We start from the raw sequence: 25,453 nt of genomic DNA, 5'->3' as shown, positions 1-25,453 counted from the left end.
TAGCACATGAAGTGATACTCAAGGAGACTGTGCTGTGACCGGGATCAAGACGACCGGCGAGAAGAAGCTGATGCTCTTCTCCGGCCGCGCCCACCCCGAGCTGGCCGAGGAGGTCGCCCACCAGTTGGGCGTCAGCTTGGTCCCGACCAAGGCATTCGACTTCGCCAACGGCGAGATCTACGTCCGCTTCCAGGAGTCCGCGCGTGGCGCGGACTGCTTCGTGATCCAGAGCCACACGACGCCGATCAATCAGTGGATCATGGAACAGCTGATCATGATCGATGCGCTCAAGCGGGCCTCGGCGCGCAGCATCACCGTGATCGTCCCGTTCTACGGCTACGCCCGCCAGGACAAGAAGCACCGCGGCCGCGAGCCCATCTCGGCCCGCCTGATCGCGGACCTGCTCAAGACCGCGGGCGCCGACCGCATCCTCACGGTCGACCTGCACACCGACCAGATCCAGGGCTTCTTCGACGGCCCGGTCGACCACCTGTTCGCGCTGCCGGTCCTCGCCGACTACGTGGGCGCCAAGGTCGACCGCTCCAAGCTCACCATCGTCTCCCCGGACGCGGGCCGCGTCCGCGTGGCCGACCGCTGGTGCGACCGGCTCGGCGCGCCGCTGGCGATCGTGCACAAGCGGCGTGACCCGGACGTGGCCAACCAGGTGACCGTCCACGAGGTCGTCGGCGATGTGGAGGGCCGGGTCTGCGTCCTGGTCGACGACATGATCGACACCGGTGGCACCATCTGCGCCGCGGCCGACGCGCTGTTCGCCAACGGCGCCGCGGACGTCATCGTGACGGCCACGCACGGTGTGCTGTCCGGCCCGGCCGCCGACCGCCTGAAGAACTCCAAGGTCAGCGAGTTCGTGTTCACCAACACGCTGCCGACCCCCAACGAGATCGAGCTGGACAAGGTCACGGTGCTGTCGATGGCCCCGACGATCGCGCGCGCGGTGCGCGAGGTCTTCGAGGACGGCTCGGTCACGAGCCTGTTCGACGAGTAAGGCCGGCCCGTGTCCGGCTTACGGCAGCGAGGTCCCACTGAGGCCACCCCGGGAACGGGGTGGCCTCAGCCGCGCGTGGCGGTGTTGACAAGCGGGTGGGATAGAATCGGTGAGTTGCTCGGCGAGGGAGGCTGTGTCCGCACAGCTCGTCCGTTATCGACGCGCTCTTCGTAGCAGGTCTGTCGTGGGCCGGGTGACGCCCACCAGATCGGTTTTCGACTACGAGGAGTGCTCATGGCTGAGGTCAAGATCTCCGCTGAGATCCGCAACGAGTTCGGCAAGGGCGCCGCGCGCCGCGCCCGCCGGGAGCAGAAGGTTCCCGCCGTCATCTACGGCCACGGCGCCGCCCCGGTCCACGTGAACCTGCCGGGCCACGCCCTGATGCTCGCGCTGAAGACCCCGAACGTGCTCATCGGCCTCGACATCGAGGGCAAGAACGAGCTCGTCATCCCCAAGGCCGTGCAGCGCGACCCGCTGAAGGGCTTCATCGAGCACGTCGACCTGCTGCTGGTCAAGCGCGGCGAGAAGGTCACCGTCGAGGTTCCGGTCCACACCGAGGGCGAGCTGGCCCCGGGTGGCAACCTGCTGGAGCACATCCTCAACGCGCTGCCGATCGAGGCCGAGGCCACCCACATCCCGGAGGCCGTCACCGTCTCCATCGCGGGCCTGGACGCCGGTCACTCGGTGCTCGCCAAGGACATCGAGCTGCCCAAGGGCTCCACCCTGGCCGTCGATGAGGACGCCGTCGTGCTCCAGGTCGTCGCCGCCCAGGCCGAGGCCCCCGCGGAGGCCGGCGAGGGCGAGGCCGAGGGCGCCGAGGCCTGAGCCTCCGGGGCCCTGCCCCGACTTCCGGAGCCTGCCCCTCCTTGGGGGGCCCGGCCCGGAAACCCTTCTCTGCCGCCGTCCCGCTCACCGGAGCGGGGCGGCGGCACCCGTACAGGCGGCACCCGCACAGGAGAGCAGCAGATGAGCGACACCGCGAGCCCGTGGCTGGTCGTGGGACTGGGCAACCCCGGCCCTGAGTACGCCGCCAACCGCCACAACGTGGGCTTCATGGTGGCCGACCTGCTCGCGGAGCGGATGAGCGGCCGATTCAAGGCGCACAAGGCGCGCGCGCAGGTGGTGGAGGGGCGGGTCGGCCCGCCGGGCCCCGCGAGCCGCCGGGTCGTCGTCGCCAAGCCGACGTCGTTCATGAACCTGTCCGGGGGGCCGACCACGGCGCTGCGCGACTTCTACAAGGTGCCGGTCGACCAGATCATCGCGGTCCATGACGAACTGGACATCGACTACGGCGCGCTGCGCCTGAAGCTGGGCGGCGGCGACAACGGGCACAACGGGCTCAAGTCGATCACCAAGTCGCTGGGGCCCGACTACTTCCGCGTACGGTTCGGGATCGGGCGGCCGCCGGGCCGGATGGACGTCGCGGCGTTCGTCCTCAAGGACTTCTCCGGCACCGAGCGCAAAGAGCTGGACTACTTCGTGGACCGCGCGGCGGACGCCGTGGAGACGCTGATCGTGGACGGCCTCGAACGCGCCCAGAGCACGTACAACTCCTGAAATCCGACCAGGTCAGACAAGCCGCGCAGGGCCCGCCGAACCGTCCTGCCAAGGTTGACCCGGCCCTCGTCCATGGCCAAGGATCGCGGCCATGCCTTCCAGCACCGGGGCCCTTCCCCTCAGACGCAGCCGTACGCGACGCATGGGCGAGAGCGCGTACGGACTGCTGCTGCTCGCCAGGAACGCGGCCGTGGCGCTGTTCGCCCTCCTCATCGTCGCCGCGGGCGTGTGGGCCTCCTGGGGTACGGCGCAGCACGCCATGCTGACCAAGGGCCGCGAGCGGGGCACGCTCACGGTCCGCTCGTGCGGGGACGAGTGGTGCACCGGGTCCTTCGCGCCGGCCGGGCACTCCGGGGAGCCGCGCGCCGCGATGCGGGTCGACGCGGCGGTCGCGGACGGCGCGGGCGACCGGCTGGCGGTGGTGGTCAAGCCCGGCACCGACCAGGCCGTACGGACCGGGGCGGCGGGCGTGCTGCACGCCTGGGTCCCCTTCGGCGGCTCGCTGCTGCTGGCGGCGGTGGTGCTGGCCGGGGGCTTGCGGATGCGGCGCACCGGGTGGGGGATGGCCGTCGCGGGAGGGGCGCTGCTGGTCGCCTCGTTCGCGACGCTGTAGCCGCCGCGGCTATCCGCTGCGGACGCTGTAGCCGCCGCGGCTGTCCGCAGCCCGCCCCGAAACGCCCCGCGCGGGCATGCGGAATGGCGCATTCACCGGATCGTTACCCGGGGTTATCGGGACAACTACCCCGCAATGCCGCGCATGCGCAGCAAAGCCTGTTGACCAGCGGCCGGACTGCCAGGAAGCTGAGCCGCCACCCCCCGACTTCCCCGTAGACACCGAAGTTGGTATCCCCCATGCGCACTCTCCCCGTGGCGTGTGCGGTCTCGGCCGCAGCGGCTTCCCTGCTGCTCACGCCCACCGCGTACGCGACCCCGCCCGGCGACAACGGCACCGTGAAGATCCACGACGCCGCGACCGGCGAGGAGCTCCGCAAGAACGAGCCCCATGTGTGCACCTTCTACCTCGACGCCTTCGGCTTCGACGGCCGCCAGCAGGCCGACTGGAAGATCGTCGAGATGCCGCCCACCGGTACGAAGGGCGCCGAGGCCAAGTCCGGCGCGATCGCGCTGGACGACAAGGGGCACGGCCGCTCAGCGGACCTCTCCCTGCCGGACGGCCACTACAAGCTGATCTGGAACTTCGACGGCGAGCACGGCAGGGCCAAGCACAAGGTCTTCTGGACCGACTGCGAGGGCAAGGACGAGGACGGCACGACCACCGCCCCGTCGGCGTCCGCGACCCCGTCCGCGTCCGCGACCCCGTCCACCCCGGCGACCCCGTCCGAGTCGGGCTCCGCGGCCGCCCCCGGCGCGTCGCCGTCCGTCTCCGCCAAGTCCGAGGACGCCACGGCGCAGGACGGCAACCTCGCCGAGACCGGCGCCGGTTCCGCCATCTGGGTCATCGGCGGCACGGCCGCGGCCCTGCTCGTCGGCGGCGGCCTCCTCGTCCGCCGCATGTCCCGCAGCTGATCCGGGGCGCAGCCCCCGAAAAACACCTTCTGCCCGTGGGGGCGCTCCGCAAGGAGCGCCCCCACGGGCAGAACACCACGGCCCCGACCGGGAGGTCACCCCGTGTTGCGCAGGCCCGCCGCCACGCCGTTCACCGTCAGCAGCAGGGTCCGGGCCAGCAGCGGGTCCGGCTCCTCGCCGCGCTCGAGCGCGCCGCGCTGCCGGTCCAGCAGGGCGACCTGGAGGTACGAGATCGGGTCGAGGTAGGCGTCCCGTACCCGCAGCGTCTGCTGGAGCACCGGGTTGGCGTCCAGCAGCTCCGCCTCGCCCGTGACGCGCAGCACCTCGCGCACCGTCAGCGCGTGCTCCGCCTCGATCACGTCGAAGACGTGCCGCAGGTGCTCCGGCACCAGCGTCTCCACGTAGTGCCGCGCGATCCGCAGATCGGTCTTGGCGAGCGTCATCTCCACGTTGGACAGGAAGTTCCGGAAGAAGTGCCAGTGCTGGTGCATCTCGTCCAGCACCCCGTCGAGTCCGGCCTCGCGCGCCGCCTTCAGCCCCGAGCCGACGCCGAACCAGCCCGGCACGATCTGCCGCGACTGGGTCCAGCCGAAGACCCACGGGATGGCCCGCAGCCCGTCCAGGCCCGCGCCCGAGTCCGGGCGGCGGGACGGCCGGGAGCCCAGGTGCAGCTCGGCGAGCTGGTCCACCGGGGTGGCGGCGAAGAAGTACGCGGGCAGGTCCGGGTCCTCGACCAGCCGCCGGTACGCGGCGTGCGCGGCCTCGGAGACCGTCTCCATCGCCGCGTCCCAGCGGGCCAGCGCCTCGTCGGACTGGCGCGGCGCGGTGTGCAGCGCGGACGCCTGGAGGGTGGCGGCGACGGTCAGTTCCAGGTTCTCCCGCGCCAGCGCCGGGACCAGGTACTTGTCGGAGATGACCTCGCCCTGCTCGGTGACCTTGATCTCGCCGTCGAGGGTGCCCCACGGCTGGGCCAGGATCGCGTCGTGCGTGGGGCCGCCGCCGCGGCCGACGGTGCCGCCGCGGCCGTGGAAGAGCCGCAGCCGCACCCCGTGCCGGTGCGCGACGTCGCGCAGCAGCCGCTGGGCGCGGTGGATCTCCCACTGGCTGGTGGTGATGCCGCCGAACTTCGACGAGTCGCTGTACCCGAGCATGACCTCCTGGACGTCGCCGCGCAGGGCGACCAGCCGCCGGTAGGAGGGGTCGGAGAGCATCTCGTCCAGCAGCCGGTCCGCGATCCGCAGCTCGTCCGTGGTCTCCAGCAGCGGCACGATGCCGATCTTCGCCCAGCCGGCGTGCAGGTCGATCAGGCCCGCCTCGCGGGCGAGCACGGCGGCCGCGAAGACGTCGTCCGCGCCCTGGCACATGGAGATGATGTACGACTCCACGACCTCGGGGCCGAAGCGTTCGAAGGCCTCCTTGATGGTGTGGAAGACGCCGAGGGTCTTGGCTCCGGCGGCGTCCAGCGGCGCGGGGGACGGCGCGAGGGGGCGGCGCGAGCGCAGTTCCTTGGCGAGCAGCCTGCTGCGGTAGTCGCGCGGCATGTCGGCGTACCGCCAGGACTCCTCGCCGAGCCGGTCGAAGAGCTGGCCGAGCGCGTGGTGGTGGGCGTCGGCGTGCTCGCGCACGTCCATCGTGGCCAGTTGCAGGCCGAAGGCGGCCAGTGTGCGGATGGTCCGCTCGACACGGCCGTCGGCGATCAGCTCGCCCCGGTGGGCGCGCAGCGACTGCTGGATGAGGATGAGGTCGGCCAGGAGTTCGCCGCTGCCGAGGTAGTCGCGGCCCACCTGGTGCGGGGTGCCGTTCGCCAGCCGCTCGCGGGTGTTGATCAGCTTCTGCCGTACGCAGGTGGCCTTGAGGCGGTACGGCTCCTCGGCGTTGAGGCGCTTGTAGCGCGGGCTGATCTCCGGCAGCAGCTCCAGGTCGCGCTGGAGGGAGGAGAGCAGTTCCTCGGTGGCGCCGCTGTTGCGGATGGAGTTGGACAGGGCGGCGCGCAGGTCGTCGACGGCCTCCAGGGCGTCGGTGATGCCGTGCTCGTGCTGGAGGATCAGCACCTCCCAGGTCACCTCGGGGGTGACGTTGGGGTTGCCGTCGCGGTCGCCGCCGATCCAGGTGCCGAAGGTCAGCGGGCGGGTGCCGGCGGGCAGCGGGACCCCGACGCGCTCCAGTTCGGCGCTGAGGTCCTCCAGGACGTCGCCGACGGCGCCCAGGTGCAGCTCGTCCAGGTAGTAGATCGCGTTGCGGGCCTCGTCGGCGGGCTCGGGCCGGGCGACGCGCAGTTCGTCGGTCTGCCACAGCAGGTCGATGTTCTCCGCGAGCCGCCGGTGGGTACGGCGGGCGTCGTCGCCCGCGGCGAGCCCGTCCAGCAGGGCGGCGATCCGGCGCAGCTTGTTCAGCACGCTGCGGCGGGCGGCCTCGGTGGGGTGGGCGGTGAAGACCGGCCGTACGTTCAGGTGCTCGACGGTCTGCCGCAGGTGCTCGGGGTCGGCGTCCTTGAGCTGGTCGGCGGTGCGGGAGAGGAGGCCGCCCTCGGCGGCCCGCCGGGCGCGCAGCTCCCGCCCGCGGTGCACCTGTTCGGTGACGTTGGCGAGGTGGAAGTAGGTGGAGAAGGCGCGCACCAGCTTGGCCGCGGTCTCCAGGTCGGTCGAGCCGAGCAGTCCTGCGGCGGCCTCGCCATCCGTACGGGTGAGTGCGCGGACCCGCTCGACGAGGTCGAGCAGCTCGGGTCCCTCCTGGCGGACCAGGGTCTCACCGAGCAGGTCGCCCAGCCGGCGGATATCGGCGCGCAGGGCGGCGTTGGTGTTGTCGGCACTGCTCACAGGTGCGGCTCCTTGCAGGGGATGAGCACATCTGGCGGGGTGCGGACCGCGCTGTCCGACGCCCCCAAGGATAGGTGGCGGGCGGCGCGCGAATGGCACAGCCCTCTTGCCCGGCCTCCGAGCCCTGCCATACTTACGTCGCCGTAGGTTACGGAACCGTAGCCCTCCCCCGAGCCCTCTGAGGGAATCCATGACTGCAAGCCCCGACGTCGTCGAGGACGCGCCGAAGGCGCAGGAGACCCCGCTTGGCTCCGCCACTCTCGGCGGCGACAGCAAGCGGTCCGTCGAGCAGATCGCCCTGCTGCTGTTCATCGTCGTCCCCTTCGTCGCGCTGGTCGCGGCGGTCCCCCTCGCCTGGGGCTGGGGCGTCAGCTGGCTGGACCTGGGCCTGATGGTCGCCATGTACTACATCGGCTGCCACGGCATCACGATCGGCTTCCACCGCTACTTCACCCATGGCTCGTTCAAGGCGAAGCGGCCGCTGCGGATCGCGCTGGCCATCGCCGGGTCGCTGGCGGTCGAGGGGCCGCTGGTGCGCTGGGTGGCCGACCACCGCAAGCACCACAAGTTCTCCGACGCCGAGGGCGACCCGCACTCGCCGTGGCGGTTCGGAGAGACGGTCCCGGCCCTGATGAAGGGGCTGTGGTGGGCGCACATCGGCTGGATGTTCGACGAGGAGCAGACCCCGCAGCACAAGTACGCGCCGGATCTGATCAAGGACGGCGCGATCCGGCGGGTCTCCCGGCAGTTCGTGCTGTGGACGGTGGTCTCGCTGATGATCCCGCCCGTGATCGGCGGCCTGGTGACCTGGTCCTGGCAGGGCGCGGTCACCGCGTTCTTCTGGGGTTCACTCGTACGGGTGGCGCTGCTGCACCATGTCACCTGGTCGATCAACTCGATCTGCCACGCGGTCGGCAAGCGCCCGTTCAAGTCGCGCGACAAGTCCGGAAATGTCTGGTGGCTGGCGGTGCTCTCGTGCGGCGAGTCGTGGCACAACCTCCACCACGCCGACCCGACCTGCGCGCGCCACGGCGTGCTGAAGGGGCAGCTGGACTCCAGCGCCCGGATCATCCGCTGGTTCGAGAAGGCGGGCTGGGCGTACGACGTGCGGTGGCCCAGCGAGGCCCGTATCGACGCCCGGCGCAGTTGAGGACACCGCATGGGGGTTCCCCCAGGTGGGGGAGGCATGATGGACGACGTGGCGATCGAGAACGGCAGAAGCAACGGCAAGCAGCGGGACCGGTCCGCGGCCGCGGGGGGCCGGCGCGCCCGCCGGGTGCGGATGACCGGCAAGGAGCGCCGTGAGCAGCTGCTGGACATCGGTCGGACCCTGTTCGCCGAGCGCGGTTTCGAGGGCACCTCGGTAGAGGAGATCGCGGCCAAGGCCGGGGTCTCCAAGCCGGTGGTGTACGAGCACTTCGGCGGCAAGGAGGGGCTGTACGCGGTGGTCGTCGACCGCGAGATGCGGCAGCTGCTGGACATGGTCACGGGGGCGCTGACCGCGGGCCATCCGCGGGAGCTGCTGGAGCAGGCGGCGTTCGCGCTGCTGGACTACATCGACGAGTACACCGACGGGTTCCGGATCCTGGTCCGGGACTCCCCCGTCGCCCAGTCCACCGGCACCTTCGCCTCACTGATCAGTGACATCGCCACCCAGGTCGAGGACATCCTGGGCCTGGAGTTCAAGGCCCGCGGCTTCGACGCGAAGCTGGCGCCGCTGTACGCGCAGGCGCTGGTGGGCATGGTCGCGCTGACCGGCCAGTGGTGGCTGGACGTGCGCAAGCCCAAGAAGGCCGAGGTGGCGGCGCACCTGGTGAACCTGGCCTGGCACGGTCTCGACGGCCTGGAGCCGAAGCCGCGCCTGGTCGGCCACCGCCGCAGCTGACCGGAGTGCCGGACGGGCTCGGGGCCCGTCCGGTGCTCCGGTCAGCCGTGTTCTCTTCACGCGCTCTCTCTGCGGGCCACGACGAAGATCCGCCGGAACGGGAAGGGCGTGCCGTAAGGGCCGCTGGGATACGCCTTGCGCAGCAGGTCCCGGTATTCGGCGAGGAACTCCTCGGTCGCCTCCGGGTCGTCGCGCAGCGCGGTGAGGACCGGGCGCAGGGCGGTGCCCTTGACCCAGTCCAGGACCGGGTCCTCCCCCTCCAGCAGTTGGACGTACGTGGTCTCCCACGCGTCCACCGCGCAGCCGAGCGCCGAGAGCCGCTCCAGGTAGTCGACCGGGGTGAGGATGTGGACGAAGCGGCGGCCATGGCCGTCGAGCCGGTCCCGCCACTGGGGGCTGTCGCACAGCTCGCCGAGCAGGGCGTGGCTGGGGGAGGTGAAGTTGCCGGGGACCTGGAAGGCGAAGGTGCCGCCGGGGACCAGGGCGTCCACCCACGCGGCGAAGGAGTCGGCGTGGCGCGGCACCCACTGGAGCGCGGCGTTGGAGACGATCAGGTCGTACGTCTCGTCCGGCACCCAGTGCGCGGCGTCGGCGAACCGGAAGTCCAGCCGCCCGCCGCCGGGGGTGCGCCCCGCGCGGGTGCCGGCCTCCGCCAGCATCTCGGCGGAGTTGTCGAACCCGGTGATCAGGGCGTCGGACCAGCGGTCGGCGAGCAGGGCGGTGACATTGCCGGGGCCGCACCCGAGGTCCGCGATCCGGGCGGGGCGGTCGGCGGCGGGCAGCCGGGGTACGCGGGCCAGTAGATCGTGGAACGGGCGGGTCCGGTGGGTGGCGTGGCGTAGGTATTGGTGCGGATCCCAATGGGGAGTTGCGTCCATGGGTCGAGCCCCCTAGCGAAGTGCGATAGATCCGGGGTGGAGCTGTGCTCCCGCTTCGATGCCCACCATCACGGGTTCTATCTCTTGACGTCAAGAGACTTCAGCTCAAGAGACTTCATGTCGACAGACCTACTACACTGATCTCCATGGAGGACGAGGTCGATCGGCTGGTCGCAGCATGGCGCCGCGAGCGCCCTGACCTCGACGTGGAGCCGCTGGAAGTGCTGAGCCGGGTCAGCAGGCTCGCCCGCCACCTCGACCGGGCCCGCCGACTCGCGTTCGCCGAGCACAACCTGGAGCCCTGGGAGTTCGACGTCCTCACCTCGCTGCGCCGCGCGGGGGCTCCGTACCAGCTCTCACCAGGGCAGTTGCTCACCCAGACACTGGTCACCTCGGGCACCATGACCAACCGCATCGACAGACTGGCGAAAAAGGGCCTTGTGGAGCGGCTGCCCGACCCGAGCGACCGGCGCGGCGTGCTGGTCCGGCTCACCCCCGAGGGGCGCGACCGCGCCGACCAGGCGCTGGCCGGACTGCTCGCCCAGGAACGGGCGATCCTGGGCGAACTGACCCAGGCCCAGCGGGCCGACCTGGCCGGCCTGCTACGCCAGCTGACCGCCCCGTTCGACAACATCCCCGGCTGAGTCCAGATCCACGGGCCCGACGCCCGCCCGGCGGGCCAGCGCGACGGCGGCCAGCGTGGAGTGCACCCCGAGCTTGCCGAGCACGTTCTGCATGTGCGTACGGACGGTGTGCGGGGAGAGGTAGAGCCGCTCGGCGACCGCCTTGCGGCCCAGCCCCGCCACCATGCAGCGCAGCACCTCGCGCTCGCGCGGGGTCAGCGACTCCACCAGCCGCTCGCTCTCGGTGCGGTGCTTGCGGGCCGCGGTCAGCTCCCGCAGCACGCCGGTGAGCAGGGCGGGCGGCAGATGCGTCTCGTCGCGCAGCACCCCGCGGATGACCGCGAGCAGCCGGGAGAGCGAGCAGTCCTTGGCGACCCAGCCGCAGGCCCCGGCCTGGAGCGCCGCCGCGGCGCGGCGGGGATCGTCGCGCTCGGCGAGGACCACCGCGCGCGCCCCGGGATGCGCCGAGCGCACCGCGCTGACCAGGGCGATCCCATCCGCTGCGGGCGGGCTCGCGGCCAGCGCGCCCGCCGGGCGCGGAGCGGGGGCGCCTCGGGGGCACCCGCGCCGGGGAAGGCCCCGTTGGGAGGCGGGGCCGGCGCCGCGCCCAGATCGGCGTCCACCAGCGTGACGTCGAAGCGGCGCCCCTCGGCGGCGCCGCGCTCCAGACAGCGCAGCGCGGCGGGCCCGCTGCCCGCCGCCGCCACGTCCACGTCCTGCTCCGCCGCGAGGGCGGCGGCCAGGGACTCGGCGAAGATGCGGTGATCGTCCACCACCAATACCCGGATACGTGTCACAGTCGCCCCCCAGCGGCACCGGATGCGGAGCGGAAGAACCTCGCCCCCTGATCAGCGCCGGCCCCCACCGGCGCACGCCACGCGGCGGGAGCCGCATGTCGGATACCGAGCGTACGGGCGGGGTGCGGCCCCAGAAGCGAAACGGCGAAAGTGCCCCGCCTCGCCCGTGCACGGTGGGGTTAGTGTTCCGCATCACGGCACCGGTCAATCAAGATTGACGGAATTCGATCGTGGAGGGCGCTCGCCCGGCCGGTGCGGCGGCGGCCCGCCGCGCCGGCTCACAGCAGACGGCGGGCTCCTTCGGAGGGCAGCGCGGGGAAGAGCCGCGGGGGTCGGTAACCGGCCGCCGCGAAGGCCCGGTCCACGGCCGTGGAGACCCGCTCCACGGCCGCCTCCGCCACCAGTGCGATCGCCGAGCCGCCGAAGCCGCCGCCCGTCATCCGGGCGCCCAGCGCCCCCGCCGCGGTCGCCGCCTCGACGGCCAGGTCCAGCTCCGGGCACGAGATCTCGAAGTCGTCCCGGCAGGAGGCGTGCCCGGCGGTCAGCAGCGGCCCGATGGCCCGGACGGCACCCGCGTCCAGACACTCGACGACCTCTTCGACCCGTCGGATCTCGGTCACCACGTGCCGCACGCGGCGCAGCGTGACGGGGTCGTCGGCCAGCTCCGCGACCACGGAATTCAGATGCGCGTACGGGACATCACGCAGGGCGCGTACCCCGAGCGCCCGCGCGCCCGCCTCACAGGAGGCGCGCCGCTGAGCGTACGCGCCGTCCCCCAGCTCGTGCCTGACCCGGGTGTCGATCACCAGCAGCCGCAGGCCCTCGGCCGCCGGGTCGAACGGGACCTGCCGCATCCGCAGGTCGCGGGTGTCGAGGAAGAGGGCGTGCCCGGCGGTGCAGCAGGCGGACGCGGTCTGGTCCATGATCCCGCAGGGCACGCCCACGAAGGCGTTCTCCGCGCGCTGGCACAGCCGCGCGATCGACCGGGAATCGAGTCCGAGCCCGTACAACTCGTTCAGCGCGGCGGCCGTGGCGACCTCCAGCGCGGCGGAGGAGGAGAGCCCGGCGCCGGTGGGCACGGTGCTGTCGAGGTGCAGGTCCAGCCCGCCCACGGCCAGTCCGGCGTCCTTCAGCGCCCACACCACCCCGGCCGGGTACGCCGCCCAGCCTCCGCGGTCTCCGCCGGCCCGGCCGACTGCGGCCGGGTCCAGCTCGGCGACCCGCAGTTCGACCACCGAGCCCGGCACGGCACCGGAGTGCAGCCGCAGCACGCCGTCCGCGCGCGGCGCGGCGGCGGCGAGCGTGGTGTGCGGCAGGGCCAGCGGCATCACGAAGCCGTCGTTGTAGTCCGTGTGCTCGCCGATCAGGTTGATCCGGCCGGGCGCCGCCCAGACGCCCGCGGGCACGGCCCCGTACACCTCCTGGAAGGCGGCGGCGGTGCGGCCGGGGCCGTGCTCGACGGGGTCGGTCATGCGGTCTCCTCGGTCATGCGGTCTCCTTGCGCTGGGCGAACTCCCACGCGTCCGCCACGATCCCGGCGAGGTCGGCGCGACTGGGCCGCCAGCCGAGCCGCTGCCTGGCGCGCTCGGCGGAGGCCACCAGCACGGCCGGGTCGCCGCCCCGGCGCGGGGCCGCGACCTCGGGGATCGGGTGCCCGGTGACCTCGCGCACGGTCTCGATCACCTCGCGGACCGAGAAGCCGTTGCCGTTGCCGAGGTTGCAGATCAGGTGCTCGCCGCCGGCGGCCTTGTCCAGGGCCAGCAGATGGGCCTCGGCGAGGTCGGCGACGTGGATGTAGTCGCGGACGCACGTGCCGTCGTGGGTCGGGTAGTCGTCGCCGAAGACGGAGACCGCCTCGCGCCTGCCCTGCGCGACCTGGAGGACCAGCGGGATCAGGTGCGACTCGGGGTCGTGCCGCTCGCCGTAGGTGGTGCCGTCCGCGGCCCGGTGGGCCCCGGCGACGTTGAAGTAGCGCAGCGAGACCGCCGCCAGCCCGTGCGCGGCGCACTCGCCGGTGATCATGTGGTCGACGGCGAGCTTCGAGGCCCCGTACGGATTGGTCGGCGCGGTCGCGGCGTCCTCGGTGATCGGGGTGGTGGCGGGCTCGCCGTAGGTGGCGGCGGTGGAGGAGAAGACCAGGGTGCGCACCCCCGCGTCCCGCATGGCCGCGAGCAGTTCCATGGTGCCGCCGACGTTGTTCACCCAGTACTTGGCCGGGTCGACGACGGACTCGCCGACCTGCGAGAAGGCCGCGAAGTGCAGGACACCGGCGTAGGAGCGGTCGAGCCACTTGGCGGCGTCCTGGATCCGGCCCTCGATGAACTCGGCGCCCGCCGGCACCCCCGCCCGGTGCCCCGTGGACAGGTCGTCGAGCACGGTGACCTCGTGGCCCGCCTCCAGCAGGTGGGCGGCGACCACGCTGCCGACGTACCCCGCACCACCCGTCACCAGGTACTTCTGACTCATTCGCTCGTCACCTCTCGCAGTCGTCGGGCCGCGGCCTCCGGCGGCACATCGTTGATGAACACATTCATGCCGGATTCGGAACCCGCGAGAAACTTCAGCTTTCCGGCAGTGCGGCGGATGGTGAAGAGCTCAAGGTGGAGCGCGAATTCCGCGCGCTCGGGGTGGCGGAACGGCGCCTGGTGCCAGCCGGCGATGTACGGCGTCGGAGGCTGGCCGGGCCCGAAGATCCGGTCGAAGCGCCGCAACAGTTCCAGATAGAGCTGTGGGAACTCTGTGCGCGCGGCCGCGTCGAGACCGCGCAGGTCCGGCACCCGCCGCCGGGGGTAGAGGTGCACCTCGTAGGGCCAGTGCGCGGCGTACGGCACGAAGGCAGTCCAGTGCTCCCCCTCGGCCACGATCCGCCGCCCGTCGGCCCGCTCCTCGGCGACGACGTCGTCGAAGAGGTTGCGGCCGCCGGTGCGCTCCCGGTGCCCGGCGAGCGAGCGCAGCATCGTCTCCGTACGGGGGGTGGCGAAGGGGTAGCCGTAGATCTGGCCGTGCGGGTGGCCGAGCGTCACGCCGATCTCCGCGCCCCGGTTCTCGAAGCAGAACACCTGCTCCACGCCGGGGAACCCGGCCAGTTCGGCGGTCCGGTCCGTCCATGCCTCCAGGACGAGCGCGGCCCGGTCCTCGGTGAGGTCGGCGAAGGAGGCGTCGTGGTCGGAGGTGAAGCACACGACCTCGCACCGCCCCAGGTCCCCGGCCAGGGAGGGGAAGCGGTTCTCGAAGACCACGACGTCGTAGTCGGCGGCGGGGATCTCGCTGGGCCCACCGGGCCGGGAGGGGCACAGCGGGCACTGGTCGGCGGGCGGGTGGTACGTACGCCCCTGCCGGTGCGAGGCGATGGCCACGCGGTCGCCGAGCAGGCGGTCGTGGCGGATCTCGGAGGTGGTGACGGTGGGGTCGAGCGGGCGCCGGTCGACGGCGTCGCGTACGGCGTCGTCGCGCGCGTCGTAGTAGATCAGCTCGCGTCCGTCCGCGAGCCGGGTCGCCGTCTTCTTCACCGCGTCAGCTCCTCACACTGCCGCTTCACATAAACGAACACAACAAATCACAACTCAACACCTCCGTCAATGGCGCGCCCATTAACCGGGCATACCATCACAATTCGGATAGCTTCTCGCGCATGCACTCTCTGGCAGCCGGCCTGCGCCTGAGCACCAACGGGCTCGACCACACCCTCCTCGGCATCTGCTTCGCCGTCGGCAGTGACCTCGCCTACGTCCCCTTCTCCTTCTGACCCCTCTGCCCCTTTCTCCACCCGCCCCCTTCTCCTTCTGAGGTGTGTGCCACATGAGCGAGTACGAGTACCAGCACGAAGTCGAGGAGCTGGAGCGCGAGTCCGCGACCGCGGCCCGGCTCTTCGACGTACGCCGCGTCATCGGCGGCCTGTTCGTCGTCTACGGCGTCATCGTCACCATCGCCGGGATCACCGCCTCCGACGCCGACCTGAAGAAGGCCGAGGACATGAACATCAACCTGTGGACGGGCGTCGGCATACTGGCCCTGGGCGCGTTCTTCCTGGCCTGGTCCTGGCCCAGCCCGGCGGAGCCCCCGGCGTCGGAGCCCCCGGCGTCAGTCCTGCCCGGAAGGGACTGAGGGCGCCGAGGGCGAGGAGCCGGCCGCCCGGTCCAGGAGCCCGGTACGGGCCGCCAGCGCGGCCGCCTCCAGCCGCGAGCCCACGCCCAGCTTCATCAGCACGCGCTGGACATGCGTACGGGCCGTGCTCGGCGCGATGCCCATGCCCGCGGCGATCCGCCGGGTGTCCTCCCCCTCCGCCACCCGCACCAGCACCTCCACCTCGCGCGGGGTGAGCATCTGGAGCAGCCGGGCACCCTCGTCGTCCGGCTGGGCGGCCGGGTTGAGCAGCTCGGCGAAGGCCCCTTGCAGCAGCTGCGGCGCCACCGCGGCCTCTCCCGCGCGCGCCTTGATCATCGCGCGCTCCACGCCGTCGATCCGCTCGTCCTGGCGGACGTATCCCGACGCCCCGGCGGCGAACGCCGCGGCGATACCCCGCGGGCTGGGCACCGGCCCGAGCACCACGACCGCGACCTGCGGCCGCTCCGCCTTGATCCGCCGCACCGGCTCGAAGACCCCGGGCTCGGCGGGCGTCGAGGTACCCAGCAGGCACACCTCGGGCGCCCGGCTCACCACCAGCTCGGCGGCTCCGGCGCTCGGCGCGGCGGCGGCGAGCACCCGGTGCCCGCGCAGCCGGAGTGCCGAGGCGAGCGCCTCGGCGAGCAGGCGGTGGTCGTCGACCACCATGAGTCGCACAGCCATGAGCTCCCCCCTCACCGGAAGTTACACGCTTGTTCGACGCCCCGTCCCCGATACCGCGGAGAAGCCCCCGGATTGGCGGAATCCCCGCCGTCGGCGCCACGTACGGCAGCGGCCCCGCCCGTACACGGTGGTACGGGCGGGGCCGCGTCGCGCGGGTGGCGCCGGGGTGGGCGCCGGAGGCGGATCAGCCGCCGAAGCCCACGGCCAGGGGGGTCTCCCCGTCGGGGTCGAGCACCCTGGACTCGCCCATGAACAGGCGCCCGTTGACGTACGCGAGCTCGTTGTCGCCCAGGATGGCGTACCGCCGCTGCAAGGCGGCCGACTCCAGCGGGAGGTTCATCAGCACGGCCTTGTCGTACGACTTCGGGTCGATACGCAGGACCACGCCGCCCCTGTCGAAGGCGGCCTGCTGGAGGGCGATCACATAGCCGTTCTCGTCCGTCATCAGCGGGGTGAGCTCGACCTCGGGAACCCCGTCGGCCTTGCCGACGGCCTTGCCGGACTCAAGGCTGAAGGCCACCACCTCGTTGCTCGGGCCGGAGGAGGAGTAGCGCTTCTCCGTGGCCATGAACAGCTTGTCCGTCTGGCGGCTGACCGCGACCCCGTGGCAGTCCTCGACATAGGAGCCGCACCCCACGGAGTACTTGCCGTTCTCCGTGGAGATCTTGGAGCGCAGCGTGGCGGTCTTCTCGCTGTCGTTCAGCACGAAGAAGTCAGAGGCGCCATTGCTCTTCGACTCGCCCGCCTCGACCCCGATGACGAGCGGGTCCACGGACGCGACATGCACATCATCGATGCCCTGCGGGACCGTGTACTCCGACTGCGTCTCACCGGTCTTCGGGTCGATCCGCTCGACCTTCACCTGAGGGGTGTCGGTCGCACCGCACATCCTGACCCGCACGAGCTTCTTGCCGTCGCCGGCGTAGCCCTGGTCCTCGCATTCGTCGGACCCCCTCGGCGCCCACAGCTCGTCGCCGCTGGTCGACCAGGCCCAGCCACCGCCGTCGTAGCGGCTGCCGGCCGCCACGGTGTCACCGGAGATGGTCACCTCGTTGAACGTCGCCTTCCCGGTCGAGCCGTTGGCGTGCTTCTGCCAGACGAGCTTCCCGGAATTCAGGTCGAGCAGGCCGACCTCGGTGCAGCCCGGGTACTCCTCCTTCTTGGTGGGCTTGGCCTCCTTGAAGACGATCGCGGTCTGGCCCTTGTCATTGACGTGCGGCGAGGCCCAGCACATCTCGCCGTCGAGCGGACGGGTCCACAGAGCCTTGCTGCCGCCGTTCGCCGGGTAGCCGACGATCGCGTAGGCGCTGGCCTTGGCGAACACCTTGTCGGTGGCCCAGATGCCGTCGATGCGGACGAGCTCGCCCTTCTTGGTCTTCGGCATCGGGACCTTGACGAGGGCCTTGGCGTCGATGGGCTGGGGCGCCGGCTGCTCCTTGAAGACGTCCTTGCCGCCGGTGCCGCCGCCCTGGGTGCCGCTCGCCGTGGGCTTCGGCTTGGGGTCGTCCTCGGAGTCGTCCTTCTTGGTGAGGAAGAAGATCCCGGCGGCGGCGATCAGGGCGACCGCGACGACCGCGCTCACGATGATCATCAGACGCTGCTTGGACTTCCCGCCGCCACCGGCGCCACCGTCACCCGGACCGCCGCCGGGCATCTGCGGCTGGGGCTGCGTGGGGTACGTCCCGTAGGGCTGCTGCTGACCGGTGCCGTACGGCTGCGCGGGCATCGCCACCTGGGTGGGCTGGGCGTGCGCGGGTGCTCCGGGCTGCCCGCCGGCAGGCTGCCCCGGGTAGCCGTAGCCGCCGGCTCCCGGCGGCGGGGTCTGCGGCGGGGCGGGCGGCGGCGTGGCCGGCGCCCCGGGCGGACCGGGCGGCGGCGGGGTCGGAGCGCCCGGGGGCCGGGCGGCGGCGGGGTCTGCGGCGGCTGCCCGGGCGCCTGCGGGTAGCCGGGCTGCTGCGGCTGCTGCGGGTAGCCGTATCCCGGCGGCGGCGTGCCCGGGGGCTGCTGCGGATAGCCGTACGACGGCTGCGGAGCGCCGAAACCGGGGGTCGGCGCTCCTGCGGGCGGAGGGTCCTGAGGCGCGCCGAAGCCGCCCGTCGGCGGCTGATTGGGCGGCTGGGGCGGCTGTGACATCGGGATTTCCTTCTCGCACGGACCCATGCGCCGACCGGCCTCCCCCGCGATCCCGGAGGTCAAATCCCTCTGGGAAGGAGCGAATCGGACATGCTGCCCGTCAGTCAAGGGCTGGCTAGCGGGAGTTCTTTGTATCACTCGACGCGGACACGGCAGGGACCGGTCTCAACCCTATAAAGCAGCTGAGACCGGGCCGTGACGTGGCCGCGACCTGCTGACTCGGGGTCAGGGGCGATCCGGCCGACCGCGGGGTCGGGCGCCCTCATGCGCGGCGGTCGGCCGAGCGCGGAGGCTCACACGTCCTCGGCCAGCTCCAGCCAGCGCGTCTCCAGTTCCTCGCGCTCCCCCGCCAGTTCGCGCAGGGTCGCGTCCAGTCCCGCGACCTTCTCGAAGTCGGTCGCGTGTTCGGCGATCTGCTCGTGCAGCTTCGCCTCCTGCTCGCCGATCTTGTCGAGCCGCCGCTCGATGCGCTGCAGTTCCTTCTTCGCGGCGCGTGTGTCGCCCGCGGGCTTCTGCTTCTCGGGGGCGACGGAGGCGAGCACCTTCGCCTCGGCCGCCTCCTCCATCGTCCGGCGCCGCTCCAGGTACTCGTCGAGCCCGCGCGGCAGCATCCGCAGCGTGGCGTCGCCGAGCAGCGCGAAGACCCGGTCGGTGGTGCGCTCGATGAAGTACCGGTCGTGGCTGATCACCACGAGCGAGCCGGGCCACCCGTCGAGCAGGTCCTCCAGCTGCGTCAGCGTCTCGATGTCCAGGTCGTTCGTCGGCTCGTCCAGGAACAGCACGTTCGGCTCGTCCATCAGCAGCCGCAGGATCTGCAGCCGCCGCCGCTCGCCGCCGGACAGGTCGCCGACCGGCGTCCACTGCTTCTCCTTGGTGAAGCCGAACTTCTCGCACAGCTGGGAGGCGGACATCTCCCGGCCCTTGCCGAGGTCCACCCGCTGCCGTACCCGCTCCACCGCCTCCAGCACCCGCCAGTCGCGGTCGAGTTCGGCGACCTCCTGGGAGAGGTAGGCCAGCTTGACGGTCTTCCCGACCACGACGCGACCGGCCGCGGGCTGCTCCTCGCCCTCCGTACGGGCCGCCTGGGCCATCGCCCGCAGCAGGGAGGTCTTGCCCGCGCCGTTGATGCCGACCAGGCCGATCCGGTCGCCGGGGCCGAGCTGCCAGGTCAGATGCTTCAGCAGCGTCTTGGGCCCGGCCTGGACGGTCACGCCCTCCAGGTCGAACACGGTCTTGCCGAGGCGGGAATTGGCGAACTTCATCAGCTCCGCGGTGTCCCGCGGCGGCGGCACGTCCGCGATCAGCTCGTTGGCCGCCTCGATACGGAACCGCGGCTTGCTGGTACGGGCCGGCGCCCCGCGCCGCAGCCAGGCCAGCTCCTTGCGCATCAGGTTCTGCCGCTTGACCTCCTCCGTGGCCGCGATGCGCTCCCGCTCGGCGCGGGCGAACACGTAGTCGCTGTAGCCGCCCTCGTACTCGTGGACCGCGCCGCGCTGCACGTCCCACATGCGGGTGCAGACCTGGTCCAGGAACCAGCGGTCGTGCGTGACGACCACCAGCGCCGAGCGGCGCGCCCTCAGGTGCCCGGCCAGCCAGGAGATGCCCTCCACGTCCAGGTGGTTGGTGGGCTCGTCGAGGACGATCAGGTCCTGCTCGGCGATGAGCAGCTTGGCGAGCGCGATACGGCGGCGCTCGCCGCCGGAGAGCGGGCCGATGACGGTGTCCAGCCCCTGCGGGAAGGCGGGCAGGTCCAGCCCGCCGAACAGCCCGGTGAGCACGTCGCGGACCTTGGCGTTGCCCGCCCACTCGTGGTCGGCGAGGTCGCCGATGACCTCGTGCCGGACGGTGGCGGCCGGGTCGAGCGAGTCGTGCTGGGTCAGCACCCCGAGCCGCAGGTGCCCGGCGTGCGTGACGCGCCCGTCGTCGGCGGACTCCAGCTTGGCGAGGATCCGGATGAGCGTGGTCTTGCCGTCACCGTTGCGGCCGACGACGCCGATCCGGTCGCCCTCGCTGACGCCGAGGGAGACGCCGTCGAGCAGGGCGCGCGTGCCGTACACCTTGCTGACGGCTTCCAGATTGACGAGGTTGGTGGCCATCTCACTCCTGCTACTGGGGGCCGATCAGCTTCCCAGGGTACGGCGCCGCAGGAGGCTGCCTCCCACACCCCCGTGTACGTAAGGTTGCTCTCGCATCACTCTGGGAGGCGGCATGCGGACGATGTCCTTCGGCGAATCGCTGGCGAACTACGCCGAAACCCTCGACGCGGTGGTCAACGACCGCGAAGAGGTCGTGGTGACGCGCGGTGGGCGCGAACCCGTGGTGATCGTCGCACTTGACGAGTACGAGTCCTTGAAGGAGACCGCTTACCTTCTCCGCAGCCCTGAGAACGCCCGGCGGCTGCTGGCCGCGATCGACGGCCTGGAGCACGGAGGGGCGCGGTGAGGTGGCTCACCGGGTGATGCTCGCCGGGCCGGGCTCGGAGAACCGCGGGAGGTGACGAGCCCCCCACTCCGCCCCTTCCCGAAACCAGGGGTTACACCCTGAACCCTGGGGCCCGGGGCAAACCCCCACGCGGCGGAGCCGCACATCACCGCAGCCGGTAGGGGGCCGGGCCGGGAGCAGCCCGCCACAGGCCACGGAGCACCGCTAACGCGCGACGACCGTTGCCCCCGGGGCGGGTGAGGCGGCCACCCGCGCCGTCCGGCAGGTGCCGGAGGCGCGCAGGGCCGCCGCGATGTGCTCGGCCGCGTCGGCGTCCGCCGCGAGGAAGGCCGTGGTAGGCCCGGAGCCGGAGACCAGGGCGGCGAAGGCTCCGGCATCGGTGCCCGCACGGAGGGTGTCGGCGAGCGCGGGGCGCAGCGAGACGGCCGCGGGCTGGAGGTCGTTGGCCATGGCGGCGGCCAGCGCGTCGGCGTCGCCGATGCGCAGCGCCTCCAGGAGCACCGGGGACGGCTCCGGCTCCGGTACGTCCGCGTCGGCGCGGAGCCGGTCGCACTCGCGGTAGACGGCCGGGGTGGACAGCCCGCCGTCGGCGAGCGCGAAGACCCAGTGGAAGGTGCCGCCGACGTCGAGCGGGGTGAGCAGCTCGCCCCGGCCCCGGCCCAGGGCCGCCCCGCCGACCAGGCTGAACGGTACGTCGCTGCCCAGTTCGGCGCAGATGTCGAGGAGTTCGGCGCGGGTCGCCCCCGTACCCCACAGCGCGTCGCAGGCCAGCAGCGCCCCGGCGCCGTCGGCGCTGCCGCCCGCCATGCCGCCCGCGACGGGGATGTCCTTGGCGATGTGGATGTGGACGCCGCTGTCCGCCACCCCGTGGCGGGCGGCGAGCAGCTCGGCGGCGCGCGCGGCCAGGTTCGTACGGTCCAGGGGGACCAGGTGGGCGTCGGGTCCGGAGACGGTCACGCGCAGCGCGTCGGCGGGGGTGACGGTGACCTCGTCGTAGAGGTCGACCGCGAGGAAGACGTTGGCCAGGTCGTGGAAGCCGTCGGCACGCGGCGCGCCGACCGCGAGCTGCACGTTGACCTTGGCGGGCACGCGGACGGTGACGCCCGCGGCGGAGCCGCGCCGGGGCGCGCCCGAGGCGCGGGCCGCGCCCGCATCGGCGGCGGCCGCCGGGACCGGTGCCCCGGTGGGGGCGGCGCCGGCCGGATCCTCCGCCGGCGAGGCGCCGACGGCGCCAACGCGCGGCGCGTGGCCGGCTTCGGCATCCGCCCCGCCACAGCAACCTCCGGTGCCGCCGCGGGACGTTCCCGCGCGCACGCCGGTCTCCGCGCCCAGGGGCCCAGAGGTGCCCGCGCCGCCGCAGGCCGCGGTGGCGACGTCCGCACCATGCGGTGCACGCGGCTCGCCGCCGTCCACGGGGACAGTGCCCTCCCGGCCCGCCGCGCGGGCCATCCGCTCGTGCGCCGTCATACTCCCGCTCCCTGGATCTTCTGCCTCGCCTCGGCGATCGCCGCGAACTGCTCGACGTCCAGGGCCTCGCCGCGCGCCTGCGGCGAGATGCCCGCGGCGACCAGGACCGTCTCGGCCGCCGCGGCCGAGCCCGCCCAGCCCGCGAGGGCGGCGCGCAGGGTCTTGCGGCGCTGGGCGAACGCCGCGTCGACGACCGCGAAGACCTGCTCCTTCGTGGCGGTCGTCGGCAGCGGCTCGGTGCGGCGGACGAGCGAGACGAGGCCGGAGTCGACGTTCGGGGCGGGCCAGAAGACATTGCGGCCGATCGCGCCCGCGCGCTTGACCTCGGCGTACCAGGCGGCCTTCACCGACGGCACGCCGTACACCTTCGAACCGGGGCGGGCGGCCAGCCGGTCGGCGACCTCCGACTGCACCATCACCAGCGTGCGGTCGATGGTCGGGAACGTCGCCAGCATGTGCAGCAGCACGGGCACCGCGACGTTGTACGGCAGGTTGGCCACCAGCGCGGTCGGCGGCGGGCCGGGCAGTTCAGCCACGTGCATGGCGTCGGTGTGCACCAGCGCGAAGCGGTCGGCGCGCTCGGGCAGCCGGGCCGCGACCGTGCCGGGCAGCGCGGCCGCCAGCACGTCGTCGATCTCCACGGCGATCACCCGGTCCGCGGCCTCCAGCAGTGCCAGCGTCAGCGAGCCGAGGCCCGGCCCGACCTCGACGACGACGTCGTCGGGCCGCACGTCCGCGGTCCGGACGATCCGGCGGACGGTGTTGGCGTCGATGACGAAGTTCTGGCCGCGCTGCTTGGTGGGGCGTACGCCCAGCGTCGCGGCCAGCTGGCGGATGTCGGCGGCGCCCAGCAGGACGTCGGGGCCGTGGGGGTGCGGATCGGCGGAGCTCACCGGTGAAGTTTACGGCCGCAACCCGGCCAGGGGCTCGCCCCCCGCTGCACGTACAGCTTCTTGGCCCGGTACGTCTGCTCGGCCGCGGGCGCGTCCTGCGGGCGGCCCTGCCCGCCCAGGTCGCGCCAGGTGTGCGCGTCGAGCTGGTACAACCCGCCGTACGTGCCCGACGCGTCGACCGCGTCGGGGCGGCCGCCCGACTCGCAGCGGGCCATCGCGTCCCAGTCCAGCCCGTCGGCGCCCGCGACCGAGGTCGGCAGCGGGCGGGTGCCGAACCGCACGACCCGGTCCACGGGGGACCGCAGCGTCTCGGTCCCGGTGCGGCGGGGCCGCTGCCGTACGCCGTTGACCGTCCGCACCTCGTACGCGATCCGCTCGACACCCGGCGCGCCGGTGCGCGTCACCACCTCGGTGCCCCGGAAGACCGTCGGGTCCGGCCGCCGCACGGTGCGGAACGGCACGGCGACCTCGCGGTACTCGGTGGTTCCGGTGATCCGCAGGACCGAGACGGTCTGCCCGTCGCGGGGAAAGCTGTCGCCGGGTACGGAGGTGGTGTCCTCGCCGTGCAGGGTCAGCCCCGCCTCCCGGACCGCGTCCCGGACGGTGGCCGCGTTGGTCACGACGGTGTGCTCGCGCCCGTCCGCCATGAAGGTGACGCGCCGGGCGGTGCGGACGGCGAACGTCAGGCCGTGGCGGGGCACGGGCGTCTCCCGCGGGAGCGACAGATACGCGCCGGCCACCCGGACGCCGAGCTCGTCCAGCGCCTCCGCCACGGTGCGGGCCGTGGTCCACACGCGGCGGCGCTCGCCGTCGAGGGTGAGGGTGAGCGGGCGGCCGTGGCGCAGGACGACCTCGTCACCGCCGGCGAGCGGCCGGGCCGGACCCGGTTCGACGACGTCGTGCGCGCCGACCGCGAGGCCCTCCTCCGTCAGCAGCTCGGCGACGTCGTCGGCGTAGGTGTGCAGGGTCCGCCTGGTGCCGTCGACGTCCAGCGTGACGGCCCTGTCCTGCGTGACGAAGGCGGAGGTGCCGCCCGCGAGCGCGGCGACGACCAGGGCCTGGGGCAGCAGGCGGCCGGGCGGCTGGCGCCGCCCGGCGGCATGGGCGCCGCGCGCTGCGCAGCGGGCCACGGGGGCGGCGTGGCGACCGCCGCCGCCCGCCCGTCTGCCGTCCCGCGCGGGGCTGGCCCACGCCTGGCCGGTCTGCGGCTCTCTCAAGACGACACTCCACGGGGTCCGGGCGGTACTGGGGGCCGGGACTCTAGCGGCACGCGGGGTGACGCTCCAAAGTGCTGTCACTACGCTGGGTTAACGCCACCGTTGATACGTCTGTCCGATGGCACCGTCGCTACGCAGGGGCGGCGGCCTCGTATCCGAACGCGCGCGCCGTGTTCCGCGCGACCGCCGCGGCGAGCGCGTCCTCCTCCATCCCCTTCAGCTCGGCCATCGCCCGCAGCGTGACCGGGATGAGATACGGCGCGTTGGGCCGCCCCCGGAACGGGGCCGGGGTCAGGAACGGCGCGTCCGTCTCGACCAGGACCAGCTCCGGCGGGGCGGCGGCGAGCGCGTCGCGCAGCGGCTGGGCGTTTTTGAACGTCACGTTGCCCGCGAAGGACATGTAGTAGCCGCGGTCGGCGCAGATTCGGGCCATCGCGGCGTCGCCGGAGTAGCAGTGGAAGACCACGGCGTCGGGCGCGCCCTCCTCCGCCAGCACGCGCAGCACGTCGTCGTGGGCCTCCCGGTCGTGGATGACCAGGGCCTTGCCGTGCCGCTTGGCGATGTCGATGTGGCGGCGGAAGGAGAGCTCCTGCGCGGCCACGCCCTCCGGGCCGGTGCGGAAGAAGTCCAGACCGGTCTCGCCGACGGCGCGTACGTGCGGCAGCGCGGCGAGGGCGTCGATCTCGGCGAGGGCGGCGTCCAGGGCGGCCTCGCCGCCCGGCTCGCGCGGCCCCTGCCGGGGCGTGCCCGCCGGGTCCCCGTGCACGATCCGGGGCGCCTCGTTGGGATGCAGGGCCACCGCGGCCCACACGTTCTCCCAGGCGGCGGCCGTTTCCGCCGCCCAGCGCGAGCCCGCGACGTCGCACCCCACCTGGACGACGGTCGTCACGCCGACGGAGGCGGCCTTGGCCAGGGCCTCCTCGACCGTTCCGGCTTGCATGTCGAGGTGGGTGTGCGAGTCCGCCACCGGCACCCGGAGCGGCTCCGGGAGCGGTGGCGGGGTGTCGTTCGAGCTCATGGGCGCGATTCTAGGGACCGCGCCCGCGGCGGCTCATTCGCGGTGGCGGTTGCGGAACGGGTGCAGCAGGTCCGACAGGTGCCAGTGGCGGCCCGTCGCGGCGGGGGCGTCGGCGCTCGCCTCCGTGGTCACCAGGTCCTGGGCCGGCACCAGCGGCCCGGCCGGCGGCTGGCGGTCCCGCCCGGCGAACGACCTGACCTGGCCCGACCGCATGATCCGGACGACGTGGCCGCCGCAGTTGGTGCAGTTGGGGCGGGTCAGCGGGGACGGCACGCGCTTGCCCCCGGCCAGGTACACCACGAAGGGGCGGCCCTCCGCGTCCACGTGGTGCTCTATCTCGTACGCCTGCTCCCAGCCGTGCCCGCAGCGCATGCAGGCGAAGGCGTACGCCTCATGGACGACCTCGCGG

General features: G+C 72.8%; 23 protein-coding genes and 1 pseudogene. 10 read left to right on the top strand and 14 right to left on the bottom strand.

All coding sequences use genetic code 11. From position 1 onward, the window contains the following. Positions 1-34 precede the first annotated feature (34 nt). From Q3Y56_RS22200 to Q3Y56_RS22180, 5 genes are all read left to right on the top strand, one after another. Positions 35-1,006: a ribose-phosphate diphosphokinase gene (locus tag Q3Y56_RS22200; protein WP_304463604.1), complete on the top strand. Its 972-nt coding sequence runs from the start codon at positions 35-37 to the stop codon at positions 1,004-1,006. Between the two features lie 234 nt (positions 1,007-1,240). Beyond that, complete coding sequence (locus tag Q3Y56_RS22195) at positions 1,241-1,831, top strand: 50S ribosomal protein L25/general stress protein Ctc (RefSeq protein WP_304463603.1); 591 nt, start codon at positions 1,241-1,243, stop codon at positions 1,829-1,831. Between the two features lie 141 nt (positions 1,832-1,972). Beyond that, positions 1,973-2,563, top strand: a complete 591-nt coding sequence (gene pth / locus Q3Y56_RS22190; RefSeq protein ID WP_304463602.1) for an aminoacyl-tRNA hydrolase — start codon at positions 1,973-1,975, stop codon at positions 2,561-2,563. 91 nt (positions 2,564-2,654) lie between these two features. After that, a complete protein-coding gene (locus Q3Y56_RS22185; RefSeq protein ID WP_304463601.1) occupies positions 2,655-3,176 on the top strand; it encodes a hypothetical protein in 522 nt (173 codons plus the stop codon). Between the two features lie 239 nt (positions 3,177-3,415). Next, positions 3,416-4,090, top strand: coding sequence for a hypothetical protein (locus tag Q3Y56_RS22180; protein ID WP_304463600.1), 675 nt, complete (start codon positions 3,416-3,418; stop codon positions 4,088-4,090). Positions 4,091-4,185: 95 nt separating this feature from the next. Here Q3Y56_RS22180 and ppc read toward each other — a convergent pair whose 3' ends face one another. Beyond that, positions 4,186-6,906: a phosphoenolpyruvate carboxylase gene (gene ppc / locus Q3Y56_RS22175; RefSeq protein WP_304463599.1), complete on the bottom strand. Its 2,721-nt coding sequence runs from the start codon at positions 6,904-6,906 to the stop codon at positions 4,186-4,188. 190 nt (positions 6,907-7,096) lie between these two features. Here ppc and Q3Y56_RS22170 point away from each other — a divergent pair, with 190 nt between their 5' ends. Together Q3Y56_RS22170 and Q3Y56_RS22165 are read left to right on the top strand one after the other, a co-directional pair. After that, positions 7,097-8,056 (top strand): fatty acid desaturase, encoded by a 960-nt coding sequence (locus Q3Y56_RS22170; protein ID WP_304463598.1) that lies wholly within the window; start codon positions 7,097-7,099, stop codon positions 8,054-8,056. A 39-nt stretch (positions 8,057-8,095) separates the two neighbouring features. Continuing rightward, a complete protein-coding gene (locus tag Q3Y56_RS22165) occupies positions 8,096-8,791 on the top strand; it encodes a TetR/AcrR family transcriptional regulator (RefSeq protein ID WP_304465732.1) in 696 nt (231 codons plus the stop codon). Positions 8,792-8,847: 56 nt separating this feature from the next. Here Q3Y56_RS22165 and Q3Y56_RS22160 read toward each other — a convergent pair whose 3' ends face one another. Next, positions 8,848-9,669: a trans-aconitate 2-methyltransferase gene (locus tag Q3Y56_RS22160; RefSeq protein WP_304463597.1), complete on the bottom strand. Its 822-nt coding sequence runs from the start codon at positions 9,667-9,669 to the stop codon at positions 8,848-8,850. 146 nt (positions 9,670-9,815) lie between these two features. On the opposite strand from Q3Y56_RS22160, the gene Q3Y56_RS22155 reads away from it, so the two are divergent. Continuing rightward, positions 9,816-10,313 carry a MarR family winged helix-turn-helix transcriptional regulator gene (locus tag Q3Y56_RS22155; RefSeq protein WP_304463596.1) on the top strand — a complete coding sequence of 166 codons (498 nt, stop codon included), beginning with the start codon at positions 9,816-9,818 and terminating at the stop codon, positions 10,311-10,313. On the opposite strand, the pseudogene Q3Y56_RS22150 reads toward Q3Y56_RS22155, so the two are convergent. The 4 genes and pseudogenes from Q3Y56_RS22150 to galT form a co-directional block, all read right to left on the bottom strand. Beyond that, positions 10,272-11,089 (bottom strand): annotated as a pseudogene (locus Q3Y56_RS22150) (LuxR C-terminal-related transcriptional regulator). The gene Q3Y56_RS22155 and the pseudogene Q3Y56_RS22150 overlap by 42 nt on opposite strands. Before the next feature lie 278 nt (positions 11,090-11,367). After that, the gene (gene galK, locus Q3Y56_RS22145; protein WP_304463595.1) at positions 11,368-12,561 is read right to left on the bottom strand and encodes a galactokinase; all 1,194 of its coding nucleotides are present in this window, start codon (positions 12,559-12,561) and stop codon (positions 11,368-11,370) included. 13 nt (positions 12,562-12,574) lie between these two features. Continuing rightward, positions 12,575-13,555 carry a UDP-glucose 4-epimerase GalE gene (gene galE / locus Q3Y56_RS22140; protein ID WP_304463594.1) on the bottom strand — a complete coding sequence of 327 codons (981 nt, stop codon included), beginning with the start codon at positions 13,553-13,555 and terminating at the stop codon, positions 12,575-12,577. Beyond that, positions 13,552-14,598 carry a galactose-1-phosphate uridylyltransferase gene (galT, locus tag Q3Y56_RS22135; protein WP_304463593.1) on the bottom strand — a complete coding sequence of 349 codons (1,047 nt, stop codon included), beginning with the start codon at positions 14,596-14,598 and terminating at the stop codon, positions 13,552-13,554. Before galT ends, galE begins: the two co-directional genes overlap by 4 nt. A gap of 289 nt (positions 14,599-14,887) precedes the next feature. Here galT and Q3Y56_RS22130 point away from each other — a divergent pair, with 289 nt between their 5' ends. Further along, entirely contained in the window at positions 14,888-15,193 is a 306-nt protein-coding gene (locus Q3Y56_RS22130; protein WP_304463592.1) for a hypothetical protein, read from the top strand. Here the strand turns inward: Q3Y56_RS22130 and Q3Y56_RS22125 are convergent. The 3 genes from Q3Y56_RS22125 to Q3Y56_RS22115 all read right to left on the bottom strand — a co-directional run bounded on the left by Q3Y56_RS22125 (position 15,170) and on the right by Q3Y56_RS22115 (position 20,103). Then, on the bottom strand, positions 15,170-15,874 hold the full coding sequence (locus tag Q3Y56_RS22125; RefSeq protein ID WP_304463591.1) for a LuxR C-terminal-related transcriptional regulator: 705 nt from the start codon (positions 15,872-15,874) through the stop codon (positions 15,170-15,172). The two genes, Q3Y56_RS22130 and Q3Y56_RS22125, sit on opposite strands and share 24 nt — an antisense overlap. Positions 15,875-16,058: 184 nt before the next feature. Next, the gene (locus Q3Y56_RS22120; protein WP_304463590.1) at positions 16,059-17,600 is read right to left on the bottom strand and encodes a hypothetical protein; all 1,542 of its coding nucleotides are present in this window, start codon (positions 17,598-17,600) and stop codon (positions 16,059-16,061) included. Between the two features lie 700 nt (positions 17,601-18,300). Continuing rightward, on the bottom strand, positions 18,301-20,103 hold the full coding sequence (locus Q3Y56_RS22115) for an ABC-F family ATP-binding cassette domain-containing protein (RefSeq protein WP_304463589.1): 1,803 nt from the start codon (positions 20,101-20,103) through the stop codon (positions 18,301-18,303). Between the two features lie 112 nt (positions 20,104-20,215). Between Q3Y56_RS22115 and Q3Y56_RS22110 the strand changes: the two genes are divergently transcribed. Then, complete coding sequence (locus tag Q3Y56_RS22110; RefSeq protein ID WP_304463588.1) at positions 20,216-20,449, top strand: type II toxin-antitoxin system Phd/YefM family antitoxin; 234 nt, start codon at positions 20,216-20,218, stop codon at positions 20,447-20,449. A 204-nt stretch (positions 20,450-20,653) separates the two neighbouring features. Here the strand turns inward: Q3Y56_RS22110 and Q3Y56_RS22105 are convergent, their stop codons facing one another. The 5 genes from Q3Y56_RS22105 to Q3Y56_RS22085 all read right to left on the bottom strand — a co-directional run bounded on the left by Q3Y56_RS22105 (position 20,654) and on the right by Q3Y56_RS22085 (position 25,416). After that, positions 20,654-21,538, bottom strand: a complete 885-nt coding sequence (locus Q3Y56_RS22105) for a 4-(cytidine 5'-diphospho)-2-C-methyl-D-erythritol kinase (protein ID WP_304465731.1) — start codon at positions 21,536-21,538, stop codon at positions 20,654-20,656. A gap of 374 nt (positions 21,539-21,912) precedes the next feature. Next, entirely contained in the window at positions 21,913-22,809 is an 897-nt protein-coding gene (gene rsmA, locus Q3Y56_RS22100; RefSeq protein ID WP_304463587.1) for a 16S rRNA (adenine(1518)-N(6)/adenine(1519)-N(6))-dimethyltransferase RsmA, read from the bottom strand. Continuing rightward, positions 22,806-23,939 carry a resuscitation-promoting factor gene (locus Q3Y56_RS22095; protein WP_304465730.1) on the bottom strand — a complete coding sequence of 378 codons (1,134 nt, stop codon included), beginning with the start codon at positions 23,937-23,939 and terminating at the stop codon, positions 22,806-22,808. Before Q3Y56_RS22095 ends, rsmA begins: the two co-directional genes overlap by 4 nt. Before the next feature lie 217 nt (positions 23,940-24,156). Beyond that, on the bottom strand, positions 24,157-25,044 hold the full coding sequence (locus tag Q3Y56_RS22090; protein ID WP_304463586.1) for a TatD family hydrolase: 888 nt from the start codon (positions 25,042-25,044) through the stop codon (positions 24,157-24,159). Between the two features lie 33 nt (positions 25,045-25,077). Further along, entirely contained in the window at positions 25,078-25,416 is a 339-nt protein-coding gene (locus Q3Y56_RS22085) for a hypothetical protein (protein WP_304463585.1), read from the bottom strand. Between the last annotated feature and the right edge of the window lie 37 nt (positions 25,417-25,453).

The sequence above is a fragment of the Streptomyces sp. XD-27 genome (genome assembly GCF_030553055.1).
GTDB lineage: Bacteria > Actinomycetota > Actinomycetes > Streptomycetales > Streptomycetaceae > Streptomyces.
The sequence above is the reverse complement of the archived record's forward strand: the minus strand, read 5'-3'. Positions and strand labels throughout refer to the sequence as shown.

Coding starts and splice junctions, on each gene's coding strand:
- Q3Y56_RS22115 (WP_304463589.1), bottom strand. CDS start 20,103: ATGGCCACCAACCTCGTCAATCTGGAAGCCGTCAGCAAGGTGTACGGC.
- Q3Y56_RS22170 (WP_304463598.1), top strand. CDS start 7,097: ATGACTGCAAGCCCCGACGTCGTCGAGGACGCGCCGAAGGCGCAGGAG.
- galE (WP_304463594.1), bottom strand. CDS start 13,555: ATGAGTCAGAAGTACCTGGTGACGGGTGGTGCGGGGTACGTCGGCAGC.
- Q3Y56_RS22120 (WP_304463590.1), bottom strand. CDS start 17,600: ATGCCCGCGCAGCCGTACGGCACCGGTCAGCAGCAGCCCTACGGGACG.
- Q3Y56_RS22110 (WP_304463588.1), top strand. CDS start 20,216: ATGCGGACGATGTCCTTCGGCGAATCGCTGGCGAACTACGCCGAAACC.
- Q3Y56_RS22180 (WP_304463600.1), top strand. CDS start 3,416: ATGCGCACTCTCCCCGTGGCGTGTGCGGTCTCGGCCGCAGCGGCTTCC.
- Q3Y56_RS22125 (WP_304463591.1), bottom strand. CDS start 15,874: ATGGCTGTGCGACTCATGGTGGTCGACGACCACCGCCTGCTCGCCGAG.
- Q3Y56_RS22185 (WP_304463601.1), top strand. CDS start 2,655: ATGCCTTCCAGCACCGGGGCCCTTCCCCTCAGACGCAGCCGTACGCGA.
- Q3Y56_RS22130 (WP_304463592.1), top strand. CDS start 14,888: ATGAGCGAGTACGAGTACCAGCACGAAGTCGAGGAGCTGGAGCGCGAG.
- galK (WP_304463595.1), bottom strand. CDS start 12,561: ATGACCGACCCCGTCGAGCACGGCCCCGGCCGCACCGCCGCCGCCTTC.
- Q3Y56_RS22085 (WP_304463585.1), bottom strand. CDS start 25,416: ATGCGCTGCGGGCACGGCTGGGAGCAGGCGTACGAGATAGAGCACCAC.
- Q3Y56_RS22195 (WP_304463603.1), top strand. CDS start 1,241: ATGGCTGAGGTCAAGATCTCCGCTGAGATCCGCAACGAGTTCGGCAAG.
- pth (WP_304463602.1), top strand. CDS start 1,973: ATGAGCGACACCGCGAGCCCGTGGCTGGTCGTGGGACTGGGCAACCCC.
- Q3Y56_RS22160 (WP_304463597.1), bottom strand. CDS start 9,669: ATGGACGCAACTCCCCATTGGGATCCGCACCAATACCTACGCCACGCC.
- Q3Y56_RS22090 (WP_304463586.1), bottom strand. CDS start 25,044: ATGAGCTCGAACGACACCCCGCCACCGCTCCCGGAGCCGCTCCGGGTG.
- Q3Y56_RS22165 (WP_304465732.1), top strand. CDS start 8,096: ATGGACGACGTGGCGATCGAGAACGGCAGAAGCAACGGCAAGCAGCGG.
- Q3Y56_RS22155 (WP_304463596.1), top strand. CDS start 9,816: ATGGAGGACGAGGTCGATCGGCTGGTCGCAGCATGGCGCCGCGAGCGC.